Consider the following 12095-nt stretch of genomic DNA (forward strand, 5'->3'; position numbering starts at 1 on the left):
CTTCGCTGACGGAGCAAACCGCTCCTATTGATGGCGGACTTTCATCGCCGCGATGACAGCCACGGCCCTGCGGGTGCCTGCCTCATGGCCATCCCCTTCCTAGGGGCAACCTCAGCTGGCCCGGCGCTTCCGCATCATCAGCATCAAGAACGGCGCGCCGATGAGTGCGGAAACAAGACCGGCCGGGATCTGGTAGGGCGATACGATCGTGCGGCCGACGAAATCAGCTCCAACCATAAGCGCCCCTCCGATCAGAGCGGCGCCAACCATTTGCGGCAGCGCGCGCACCAATCCCGCCTCCCGCGCAAGGTGAGGTCCCATGAGGCCTATGAATGACAATGGGCCAACCGTGAGCGTCGCGGCAGCCGTCAACAATCCTGCGAGGCCAAACAGCGCAAATCGCGATTTCRCCAAGGGTATACCGACCGCCGCCGAAGGCGACGGCCCAAGAGGAAGTATGTCAAGCCAGCGGCGAACGGCGAGCGAGACGGCAATCAGCACGGCGCCGAGCGCCACCTCCATTGCGGCGGTCGACCCGTCGATAAGATAGGTGGACCCGCTCATCCATCGCATCAGCAGGACTGCTCTCGGATCTCCCGTCGAGCTCAACACGCCGACGACGGCATCGACCATCGCGCTTAAGGCAATGCCCGCAAGCAGGACGCGCTCGGGCGCGAACGCGGATCGCCGGGAGCTGACGAAGATGACAACAAGCACAGTGATCGCACCGGCCACGGCAAATGCAAATTGACCGGGAAACCCTGGAGCGACGGCAAACAGGGCAATCGCAACACCGAAGGTCGCGCCGGCACTGATTCCCAGAACTTCGGGACTTGCCATTTCGTTTCCGGTCAGCCGTTGAAGGATGGAGCCCGCGACAGCAAGCATCGCGCCCGATGCCAGGGCGGCGAGGATTTTAGGTATCCTGATCGCAAGGACATCGACCGAAAATTCGCCGGAAGCAAAAGCCCAGCCGCCATTGACGTCACGTCCGAGAAAAACGTTGACCATCAACAGCACGAGCAGTCCAGCGGCCGTGATGATGACCGGTGCCCTTCCATCCCATCGACGTGGCCGTCCGAACGTCGGCGATTGCTGTAGTCTATGACGGATCTTCAGCCGCGGCAGGAGCGCGAGAAGCAGCGGCGAACCGAAGATGGCCGTCACCGCCCCCGTCGGCAAGAAATCACCAAGCCCGCCGGCGACGAGTTGCAGGATGGAGTCGGCGAAAAGGAGCAGCCCGGCGCCGATCAGGGGGGACCAGAAGATCAGCTGCGCGGGACGCCGTGTTCCGGACAATCGTGCAATCGTCGGCGCGACCAGTCCAATGAAACCAATCACCCCAACGGCGCTCGTGACAAACGCAGTAAGCGCAACGGCAAGGGCGACGACAACGAAACGCAGACGGACCAATCTGACGCCGAGTGCCGTGGAACTGCTCTCGCCAAGATCGAGAAGCGAAAGCGGCCTGATCACGAAAGCGCAGACGATGGCGGCGGCAACGAACTTCCAAAGAAGCGATAAGGGAATGACCCAGCTTTGTTGTGCCAGCGAGCCGGCGCCCCAGATAAACAGGCTCGACAGGTAGCGCTGGTTCAAATAGGTCAGGATGGCAGCGAGGCCGCCGCACCATAGACTGAGAACCAGCCCCGACAGAACAAGCGAATAAGGCGAAAAACCGCGGCGCGCCCCAAGGCTGACGACGATTACAGCCGCGGTCGCGCTGCCGATCAGAGCGACAAGATCACGGCCGGCGCCTAGCAAGTCCGGAAGAAACAGCGATGTTACCACCAGCGCCAGGTTTGCTCCGGCCGATACGCCGAGGGTTGTCGGATCGGCCAGCGGATTTCGCAAAACCTGCTGAAACAGCGCACCGGACAAGGCAAGCGCGGCTCCGGCAATCAGCGCCGTCGCAAGACGGGGAAGCGTCGAATAGGTGAACACCATTCGCGTGACATCGTAATCCGGTCGAGCCATTTCTGACATCGCAGGAGCGGCAAGAAACCACGATGCCACGCCTCCACCGCACATCAGGAGGAGGAAGACAATTGCTGGCCCGATATTGTCGCGGCGGGATACCATCAAGCTTCCTTTTCCAGAAGATCTGTCAAAAGACCCGCGAAGCGCACGGCCTCGTTCACCATCCCGAACATCAGGGCTGGCGGCAGAATCGACAAATGGCCTGGACGTGCAAACGAAAGCCTGTTCCACAGCGGGCTCTGAGCGAGTTTCGCAAGAACGTCCGGAGGAATCGGGTCAAAGGCGATCAGACGCGCGTCCGGATCAGTGACCTTGGAGAGATCTTCAATCCCGATCGTTTCAAAGCCCCAATAATTCGACTCTCTGGTCCAGGCGTTCCGGACACCGATGCGCTCAAGCACATTGTGGAACAGTCCGGGACTCGAGTAGATGCGGGCATGGCGGGCATCCATGAAGTTCACCAGGGCGACCGGCGGCAGGTTCTTGCCCACCAGGCGACTGCGGCATTGCGCAAAGAAGGCGTCGGCTCGCGCAAGGAACTGCTCTGCTTCATTCTCACGGCCAAGCTCAACGGCCAATTTACGCGTCGCCGCGATGGCAGCGGGAAGAATAGGTCCGATGCCCGGCGTAAAGATTTCCAGCCGAACGACTTTCGCCACCGACTGTAGTTTGGGCAACAGCTCATCCAGGTAAGGTGTGGTCAAGATAATGTCGGGCTTCAGCGTGACGAGAATTTCAAAATTGACCTCGAACGAACTGCCGATATCGACAACGGATTTTGGCATCGGCGGCTCGACAACCCATCTGTCCCAATCGGCGAGGTCCGAGATCCCGACCGGAGGCAATCCGAGGGATAAAAGAGTGGACGCAAKACCGTAGTCGAGGCTGACGATCTTTGGGCCCATCGACTGTGCAAATAGCGGAGCTGGAACGACCGAGGCAGCCGCGAATTGCAAAAAGGAGCGCCGCGAAATCCCCATTGAACGCTCAGCCTCAGCAAACATAGGCAAGCGGATAGGGCAGGTTGGGCGCGGAGATCACATCCATGTCGATCCCATAGATCTCTTGCAGCGTGTTCGGCGCGAGGATCGCGCTTGGTGTTCCGCTGGCAACCACGCGACCACGTTTCAAGGCATGAATCCGATCGCAGAAGCGAGCGGCCATGTTGATGTCGTGGAGAACGATGACGACACTCCTTCCACCCTCATGCGCCAAGCGTCGCACAAGTGAGAGCACCTCGATCTGATGAGCAACATCGAGTGCCGCAGTCGGTTCGTCGAGCAACAGGCAGCGAGCATCCTGGGCGATCAGCATCGCGATCCAGGCACGCTGCCGCTCGCCGCCCGATAGTGTTCCTATGATACGGTCGGCGAACGTCTCGATGTGCGTTGCTCGAAGAGCTTCCTCGACTTTGGCTTCATCGTTCTTGGTGAAGCGGCCGAGCGCTCCGTGCCACGGATAAYGACCGCAGCCCACAAGCTCTCGGACCGTCATTTCCGATCCGGTGGTGACATCCTGGGGCAGATATGCGACCGAACGAGCGAAGACGCGTTCGCTATACATCCTAAGATCCCGGTTCCCGTAAGAAATCGATCCAGCGGTCGGCACAAGCTGGCGAGCCAACATCTTGAGAAGACTGGATTTACCGGAGCCGTTGTGGCCGACCAGCGCCACAACCTCTCCTGCGGGAAATTTAAGACTTACGTCGCGGAGAATCTCGTTCCCCTCTATCGAAAGGCCTATATTTTCGGCGACGAAAGTTTCGGCCGTCGGAGGCGGATCTTGCGTCGGGGGGAGTGTAGCCACGTGACATCCTCTAACCGGGTGATAGGGGTCGGTACTAAAGATGAGACTGTCAATCAAGTATTTTCGCTATTCCCCGGCCTAGGTACTCGTCATCCTTGTGCTGATGGCACGCCTTTCGGCCACCTGGTCAGTTTGATTTTCCAAGCGCGATCGGTCGCTCAGTCGGCACCGTCTGAGTCGTAAGATGTCGGCCAACCCCGCTGGACGCAGGGCAACTCTAGCTCGTCTGGCACAGTCGTTCGAAGTGTTGTCAGGAAGAAGTTGGGAGCTCCCAACTTTCACAAAAGGCCCTTGCCCTCTTCAGGCAACAGAATCGATCGCGAGCATTGAGATCCCCGCTTATTCCAGAGGAGGGAGAATTACACCTCCGCGCCGCCGTCAGCTTGCAGCTTTGCTGCGCTAACCGGTGCGCCCAATGTATCCGGCCGGCGGCTATTTGCGGGATCTGACGGCAAATGCGCGGCGAGGGGAGTTTTGACGGCGCCTGTGGGATTGCTTCGGCTTGATATTCAGAAGGATCTATCTTTGTTGTCGTCAAATGTGATCCACCCGATCAAGGTGCGGCAGAATGAGATGATCAAGGGTAGTCGCTATGGCGACGGGTACCGTGACATGGTTTCATGCAAAAAAACGGTTGGCTTCATCCGGTCCGACAACGGCGGTGAAGGTATGTTCACAACCGAGGTGGAGCGGCCTAGGATGCACGGTTTGATGGTTGGCCAGAAGATCCTTGCGAACAGGTAAAGGATCGTAGCACCAGCGCTGCCCGTTGAGCGGGCAGGCCGTCTTAAGGCCGAAAGGAGATGAAGATGACTAGGAGCAAGTCATGTGCCGAAACATAAAGACGCTGTTCAATTTCGATCCGCCGGCGACTGATCAGGAAATCCATGATGCCGCATTGCAGTTCGTACGAAAGCTGAGTGGAACGACCAAACCCTCGAAACGCAATGAGGCAGCGTTCGAACACGCAATCGTTTCGATCGCGGCATGCGCGCGCGAATTGCTCGATTCGCTCGAGACTTCACATCCGCCGCACAACCGCGAGGAAGAAGCTGCAAAAGCGCGTGCGAAAAACCTGACGAGGTTCGCATGATTTTGTAGGGGGTCGTGTCATCGCTTCGCTCGCTTTAGACAGGGTGTAGCGCTGAGGCTCCTCGATGAGCGTAGACCCGTTCGACCGCCGGCAAGATTGGCTCGAGCACACGCATCTTGCTTTCCGGCGCTTCGATTTACGCGCTTACCGTCAATTCGGTGATGCCGCGTTCTTGCGGCTTTACCCGCCGACTGCCGGCATCAAGGCCGGCTGGTCTGCGCAAGGAGGATAGACCACTCAGCCGATTGAGGGGGGCACCGCCTCGTCGATGACCCACTTGCGCCAAAGATCGGCGAGGAGAAACTGAACGCCTGCTTCAGGAAAGGGTGCCCACCGCGGTTCGAAGGTAATCTCGCGGAGCCATCGGACATGGACTATCCGTGTAAGAACGCGACAAGCGATATCGGCATCTGGACCGCGAAAAAATCCATTGCCGCTCTGATAATCATCACCCACACGGTTATCAGGAAAATTAACGCTGCAACCCTAATTTCCACTGGTTGCATTATTTGCTCCCCCCAGCATATGCGTCCCCCCCGAGACAAAACCTTATTATCCCTCGTGCAAATTCGCCGTGCGCTAGGGATGGTGTACGACTGAGGAGAGCGTGGGCGCGTGAAGCGCCGAAGTTCTGGCTCTCTCAAAACTGATATCGCTTTGACCGATCAAGTCGCCCGACAAAGCCCTGTTGCTGCGTTCGAGATAATGCCCATCAAGGAAGGAGCGGTAGGCGTCCGCAATACCCTCCTTCAGACCTATCTTAGGAGACCAGCCGAGAGTACGAAGCTTGTCGACGCTCAAGAGTTTACGTGGCGTGCCATCCGGCTTGGTGAGGTCGCGCGTGATCGTGCCTTCGAAACCAACGACCTTGGAGACGAGGTATGCCAAATCCAGGATGGTAATGTCTTCGCCCGAACCGACGTTCACATGACTTTCGGCGGAATAGGTCTTCATGAGATGGAGGCAGGCGTCGGCGCAATCGTCAACATGCAGGAATTCGCGCCGCGGCGAGCCAGTCCCCCAGATGCATATCTCTTGCTGCTGGTTGATCTTGGCCTCATGCGCCTTGCGTATGAGCGCCGGCATGACATGGCTCGACCCCAGGTCAAAATTATCCCCTGGACCATAAAGATTGGTAGGCATGGCCGAGATGAAATCTCTGCCGTGCTGTTTGCGATAAGCTTGGCAGAGCTTTAATCCGGCAATTTTGGCGATCGCATACCATTCATTCGTGGGCTCAAGCGATCCAGTCAGAAGTGAGTCCTCAACGATCGGCTGATCGGCGAATTTCGGATAGATACAGGACGAGCCCAGAAACATCAGTTTTTCGACGTGAGCCCTATGGGCTGCGTGGATGACGTTCGCTTGGAGAATCAAGTTGTCGTATAGGAAGTCGGCCGGATAGCTAGCGTTCGCCAGAATACCGCCGACCCTTGCAGCAGCCAGGAAGACAGCGTCGGGACGAGTCTTACTCATCCAGGCCTCCACCTCGTCCTGCCGTCTGAGATCGACCTCGGCGCGGGTGGCCGTCAAAATCTCGCAGCCCTCTGAAGCGAGACGCCGCACGATCGCAGAGCCCACCATGCCGCGGTGGCCCGCGACATAGACCCTTTTTCCGGCAAGGCTGTAGATCACCTCAGGCATGGGCAAAACCTTTGGTTATACCGACCGACGGAACATTGCGTGCCATGACTTTCACATCCTCGCGAACCATCTCCGCAACCAGCTGATCAAGACTGGTCTCATGTTTCCAGCCAAGCTTCGTGTGCGCCTTCGTCGGATCGCCAATCAGAAGATCAACTTCAGTCGGACGGAAGTAAGCTGGATCGATCTCGACCACGCAATGACCGGATGTCCTGTCGTATCCCTTTTCCTCAACCCCGTTCCCACGCCAATCAATCGGCATGCCCACCTGGGCAAAGGCCTTGTCAACAAAGGAACGAACCGAGTGCGTTTCGCCGGTCGCAAGGACATAGTCCTCCGGTTCGTCCTGTTGCAGCATCAGCCACATGCCGCGGACATATTCTCGTGCATGACCCCAGTCGCGCTTGGCATCCAAATTGCCGAGATAGAGCCTTTCCTGCAGCCCAAGATGGATCGCAGCCGCTGCCCGGGTGATTTTACGCGTCACGAATGTTTCGCCACGGATCGGGCTTTCATGATTGAACAAGATGCCGTTCGAGGCGTGCATGCCATATGCCTCGCGGTAATTGACCACTATCCAATAGGCATAGAGCTTGGCCGCCGCGTAGGGTGATCGAGGGTAGAACGGCGTCGTTTCGCTCTGCGGGACTTCCTGGACTTTGCCGTAGAGCTCTGAAGTGGACGCTTGATAGAAGCGGGTCTTCCTGGTCAGCCCCAGGAGGCGAATTGCTTCAAGTAGCCGAAGGGTGCCGGTTCCATCTGCGTTGGCTGTATATTCCGGCGTCTCGAAAGAGACTTGAACGTGGCTCTGTGCCGCGAGATTATAGATCTCGTCCGGCTGCGTTTCCTGAACGACACGGATGAGATTCGTTGAATCAGTCATGTCCCCGTAATGCAAAATAAAGCGAGGATTCTCGACATGGGGATCCTCGTAGAGATGCTCGATGCGGCTGGTGTTGAAGGACGATGAACGTCGCTTGAGGCCATGAACAATATAGCCCTTCTCCAGGAGCATTTCGGCCAGATACGCACCGTCCTGACCTGTTATACCCGTGATCAGCGCGACTTTTCGATTCTTTGTCATTCCCGCATCCATGATTGCCCTCCAACTCGATTACTAATGCAGAAGCAGATTATGCTGTGTAGTTCGTACAATTTCGCAAGAGTGAGCGATCGCGCCCTATGTGAGAAGTAGTCACGATTTTAAGCTGTAGTATTTCATCAGGGATTTCGAAAACAGTTCCGAGTCAGTGAAATTATACAGCGCGTGCAATTTGGGATTTACATTGTTGATCGCAACAACAATTTCAGAATTTCGCGAGCCTTTCATTTGCTGCAGGCTGAACTCGACCGCGCGGCGGCTCGTCTTTCCCCATCTGACAACCGCCAGTGTTCTTTCCGCCAGGGCAGTCAAATGCACGGTATCTGTCGAGGCGAGCACAGGCGCGCTGTCGAAGATGACAATCTGGCCGGCCGCGCCCGCCATCTCGATGATTTCTGCCAGGCCGTTCGAACGGGTGCGCCGCTGGAGACTGAATCTTCCAGATGGAATGAAGTCGATACCGCTTGGATGGCGGTAGACGATGTCGCGGATATCGGCCTGACCATTCAGAAATTCGTTCAGTCCGTACATTAACCCCGACCTGAAAAACGAATCGAGTTTTCCCCGCCGAAGGTCGCCATCGACCAGCAGCACCGGAATTGCGGCGGCGGCAAGTTCGATAGCCAGCGATCTCGCGACAAGCGACTTGCCTTCCCCGCTGTGGGCCGAGGTAACGACGATACTGTTCGGTAACTTGCCGCCATTGGACTGCTTGAGTGAAAGAATCACGGTACGGATTGCTTCGTCAAACATCGGGACTGGCATATGTTCGAACATCGTTTTCGAATTTTCCCACCGCGCCAGACGCGGGATAAGTCCAGCCGGGATCGTGCGCACCATTGCAGCCATTTGGTCGAAACTCCGGACTGTCCGGTCCGACATTTCGATGACGAAAACAGCCGTTACGGCACCCGAGATTGCAGCCAGGAGGGCACCCACCAGATAGAAAAGCCGTCCACGTCCCTGTGACGCGATCGGCACTGAAGCCGGTGATAGAACTTCCAATTCCGCCCMTGGCAGCATGGCCTTCGCGGCGAGGTCACGGCGCTGATCCTCGAGCTTGTCGAGTGCCGTTTGTTCCTTGTCGGCGATATGTTGCAGTCGCGTCAATTCCGTCTGCACCATGGCATCGCGTGTGCGTTTTTCATGAGCCTCAGCCAAGATGGATTGTATTGACTTAGCTTCGTGATCAAGTGCGGCGAGCTTGGCGCGCATTGTTTGGAGATATTGCTTGGTCGCAAGGTTGAGATCGGCACGGGATTCCTGGATCTTCCCACGTAAATCCACCACGGCCTCGGCATTGCCGTCATATGTCTGAAGAAGGCGGGCGAGATCTTGCTCCTGTGCGCGAAGATCGCGTTGCTTTGTGGCAATGTTGTCGGGGACGGCGATATTCTCCGCAGCGACCGAAGCGTTATCCGCTGCTTCCAGCGTGGATATCGTCGCCTTGACCTCAAGCCGGCTTTCTTCGATTTTCCCTTCGCGGCCAGTGACTTCTATGAGTGACTTGATCCGTTCATCCTGAGCGTCCTCTTTCGAGACGACGTCCATCGATTCTTGATAGTTGCGGGCAGCGTCGCGAGCAATATCCGCGCGAGCCTGCTGTTCGGTGATGCGCTGTCGGATCCATTCTTGCGCTGAATCCAGACGGCCGCCGAGACTGTCCTTCCGTTCATCGAGGTAAATGCTGATGATCCGGTTCGGGACCGCGGCTGCGAGTTCAGGATCATTCGAAGTGAAGCTGATCTGAATAACGTCACTCTTATCTTCGTGCCACACGCCGAGCGCCCTAAAAAATTCCGGGATGATGGCGTCGATGTTGTCGCGTACAGGCGGAGTGGGTTTTTCCGTGTCGAACAGGCCGCGCAACTTTGCCCGGATCGTGTCAATGAACGAGATCTCGCGCAGCGCCGGATTGAATTCCGGCCGCACGTCGAACCGCAGTTCGTGGACGACTCGCTCTGCGATGCTTCTGGATAGAAGCCGCTCAGTCTCCGATTTCGCGTCAAGTAGATCACTGTGGCTTTCGTCGGCACCAAGTGATGTTGCGAGAGGCTGGTGGATGATCAATCGGGCCCAGGCCTGATAGGCGGGCTTCAACCCAGAGATAATAATCACCGTGGGCGCCATCAGAAGCGCGGTTATCGCGATGATCATGATCATTCTTCGCCGGACGAGACGGAAGGCGGATGCGAGATCGAAGTTGTCCGCCTTGGTCTCCACCTGAAAGCGAGGATCGTAGCGCATCTGTGAGATCGGAAGGTTGCGGTCCGGCGGAACAGTGGAAATCGTCATCGTGCGCCAACCATTGCTTGAGGTTTCGCGGAAACGGTTTCGTAAAGTTTCTCGAGCGACCRCATATAGGCCCTCATGCTGAAATGGTTGAGATAATGCGCGCGCCCCTGGACCGAGAGGCGGATGCAGATTTCTGGATCGGACACCAGCTTCGCCAGGGCTGCGGCCAGGGCATCCTGGTCTCCGACTGGGACGAAGATGCCGGTTTCACCGTCGGTAATGACTTCGTCATGCGCCCCAACACGCGTGGTGACGACGGCGAGCCCGTGGGACAGCCCTTCGAGCACGGCCATTGCCAGACCTTCGGCGTGCGAAGGCAAGACCAGGATATCTGCACGCGCACACAGGGCTCGCGCCTCATCGGCGTCAAGCCAGCCGGGCATCTCTACCAGATTTGAAAGCGCCATGGCGTCAGCCTGACGGCGATAATCCTCCACAGGTCCGTCGCCTGCCAGTACGGCCCGCCACTGGAGTTCTTTCATGACCGGGTGGCTCAGGGCCAACAGAAGCTCCGTGACCCCCTTGCGTTCGCTCAACCGGCCAAGGAATACGATCAACGGTGTCTGACCGACACGAATATTGTGTGCCCCGGGATCGGGGACGCAATTATGGGCAACGACCGTGCGGTGCTCGTCAACGCCCAAAAGTGTCGTCAGTGTCATGCGATCGCGCCGGCCGAGCGCCACAACGCAATCGGCATTCTGAAACATCCGACGTATGAGCCGTTGTTGGCGCGGCGAGCGTTTCTCAAAGTCGCCGCCGTAGTCGTAGTCGTGCAGGTGCAATATGTGGCAGCACCCGAACAATCGGGCAGCCTCGGTCAGGATCAGTTTTCGGTAGGTGCTGCCGCGGCCAGCGATATGGAAATGGTGAATGCGGGCTGGCGCAACAATCCGGTCCTTTGCCATCGTCAGGATGGCGCCGAGCAGGCGTGCGGGTGACGTCACCTTGGACCATCGAGCCCCTCTGGTATCGGTGACGAAATGTTTCGTGCCGGTCTCTTTCGCCGTCTCTGTTATATATCCGACCAGCCTGCCAATGCCGCCGCCGTTCTCGCAGCCGCCCGAAACATAGTGGCGGACGCTGGCCGCGCTCCGTGCTGCCAGTCGACTTCTGTCCGTGAGGGCCTCCGTCAGCATGACCCGACCACCTCCCGATAAACGGCCGCGGCCTGGGCGCCGACCCGTTCAGGCGAATTCGGTCCTTTGGCCCATTCGAGCGCATTGGCACCGAAATTGTTTCTAAGCTCGCCGTTGTCTGCCAATGTCCTGATCGCTGCCGCGAGCTCTTTGGCATCTCCGGGGGGGACCACCATTCCCAACCCGTTGGGCTGAACGGTGCCCCGCAACTCGCCGACATCCGTAACGATGACCGGTTTGCCAAATGCGGCGGCAAGGTTGAGCACACCGCTTTGGGATGCTTCCGTATAGGGAAGCACGACGATGTCGGTGTCCAGGAAAAGCTGGGCGACCTCTGCATCCTCGATAAAACGATTGCGAATATCGTAGCGGCCGGCATCTCCCATGAGCGGCTGGAAGATCAGCGGATTGTCGCCACGGCCTGCGACCGTGATGCGCAGGTTGGGAAGTACGTCCTTGAGCATCGCCTCAGCCCGGACCAGATGTTCCAGGCCCTTGTAGGCAAAAATCCGTCCGAAGAGCAGGACGCGTATAGTTCCATCCGCTTCGCGCGGCGCCATCTTCTGTCGCCGGGCGAGCTCCGCATAGCGAAGGATGGAGGGATGCGACAGGACATGGACACAGTCCGCCGATTTTGAATATCGATTAAGGACCAGCCGCTTCAGCCCCTCGCCGTGGACGACAAGATGTCCAGATTGCTTCACCATCAATTCGGGGGCCCAGCCGGGCAGCGTACGCGTATCGGAATCGCCGGGATGGATTTCCACGTCATGAATGGTCGTCACAAGCGGGATCGGGCGCCAGAACGGCACGGCGAGGTTCAGCCAAAGTGTCGAATTGCTGAGGAGGTGAATGAGGTTCGGCCGTTCCCGCCGGATCAGACGCGTAAGCTGGTACAGAAACCAGGGATTGGAGAGAGAACGGTGTCTCKGCCAGTCCAGAAGGTGCAGATCGACAGCCGGATCGATGGAGGAGGCGAGATGTGCATAGCGCCGGCGTGGCACGGCAAGCACAACGTTCAGGTGTTGGGCAACGC

At 57.8% G+C, this 12095-nt stretch carries 9 protein-coding genes; 1 reads left to right on the forward strand and 8 read right to left on the reverse strand.

The window, feature by feature from the left end; translation table 11 throughout:
* Positions 1–111: 111 nt before the first annotated feature.
* Genes fhuB through AC1ECN_RS18525 form a run of 3 tightly spaced genes read right to left on the reverse strand, consistent with a single transcriptional unit; the run spans position 112 to position 3786 of the window.
* Entirely contained in the window at positions 112–2082 is a 1971-nt protein-coding gene (fhuB, locus tag AC1ECN_RS18515; protein WP_477953765.1) for a Fe(3+)-hydroxamate ABC transporter permease FhuB, read from the reverse strand.
* Positions 2082–2960 carry an iron-siderophore ABC transporter substrate-binding protein gene (locus AC1ECN_RS18520; protein WP_477953767.1) on the reverse strand — a complete coding sequence of 293 codons (879 nt, stop codon included), beginning with the start codon at positions 2958–2960 and terminating at the stop codon, positions 2082–2084. The genes fhuB and AC1ECN_RS18520 overlap by 1 nt, the downstream gene beginning before the upstream one ends.
* 13 nt (positions 2961–2973) lie before the next feature.
* A complete protein-coding gene (locus AC1ECN_RS18525) occupies positions 2974–3786 on the reverse strand; it encodes an ABC transporter ATP-binding protein (RefSeq protein ID WP_477953779.1) in 813 nt (270 codons plus the stop codon).
* A gap of 826 nt (positions 3787–4612) precedes the next feature.
* On the opposite strand from AC1ECN_RS18525, the gene AC1ECN_RS18530 reads away from it, so the two are divergent.
* A complete protein-coding gene (locus AC1ECN_RS18530; RefSeq protein WP_018483888.1) occupies positions 4613–4879 on the forward strand; it encodes a DUF2277 domain-containing protein in 267 nt (88 codons plus the stop codon).
* A gap of 579 nt (positions 4880–5458) precedes the next feature.
* Here AC1ECN_RS18530 and fcl read toward each other — a convergent pair.
* From fcl to AC1ECN_RS18555, 5 genes are all read right to left on the reverse strand, one after another.
* On the reverse strand, positions 5459–6523 hold the full coding sequence (gene fcl, locus AC1ECN_RS18535; RefSeq protein WP_018071873.1) for a GDP-L-fucose synthase: 1065 nt from the start codon (positions 6521–6523) through the stop codon (positions 5459–5461).
* On the reverse strand, positions 6516–7619 hold the full coding sequence (gene gmd, locus AC1ECN_RS18540; protein ID WP_130705811.1) for a GDP-mannose 4,6-dehydratase: 1104 nt from the start codon (positions 7617–7619) through the stop codon (positions 6516–6518). The genes fcl and gmd overlap by 8 nt, the downstream gene beginning before the upstream one ends.
* Before the next feature lie 99 nt (positions 7620–7718).
* On the reverse strand, positions 7719–9920 hold the full coding sequence (locus tag AC1ECN_RS18545; protein ID WP_477953770.1) for a GumC family protein: 2202 nt from the start codon (positions 9918–9920) through the stop codon (positions 7719–7721).
* Positions 9917–11059 carry a glycosyltransferase family 4 protein gene (locus AC1ECN_RS18550; RefSeq protein WP_477953772.1) on the reverse strand — a complete coding sequence of 381 codons (1143 nt, stop codon included), beginning with the start codon at positions 11057–11059 and terminating at the stop codon, positions 9917–9919. The genes AC1ECN_RS18545 and AC1ECN_RS18550 overlap by 4 nt, the downstream gene beginning before the upstream one ends.
* The coding region (locus tag AC1ECN_RS18555; RefSeq protein ID WP_477953774.1) for a glycosyltransferase family 4 protein at positions 11053–12095 on the reverse strand (1043 nt) is incomplete at its 5' end. The genes AC1ECN_RS18555 and AC1ECN_RS18550, both read right to left, overlap by 7 nt.

Source organism: Rhizobium sp. 01N447_2, from assembly GCF_056399245.1.

Excerpts from the sequence above, each read along its gene's own strand:
- fcl (WP_018071873.1), bottom strand. The coding sequence starts at position 6,523 with ATGCCTGAGGTGATCTACAGCCTTGCCGGAAAAAGGGTCTATGTCGCG.
- gmd (WP_130705811.1), bottom strand. The coding sequence starts at position 7,619 with ATGGATGCGGGAATGACAAAGAATCGAAAAGTCGCGCTGATCACGGGT.
- AC1ECN_RS18530 (WP_018483888.1), top strand. The coding sequence starts at position 4,613 with ATGTGCCGAAACATAAAGACGCTGTTCAATTTCGATCCGCCGGCGACT.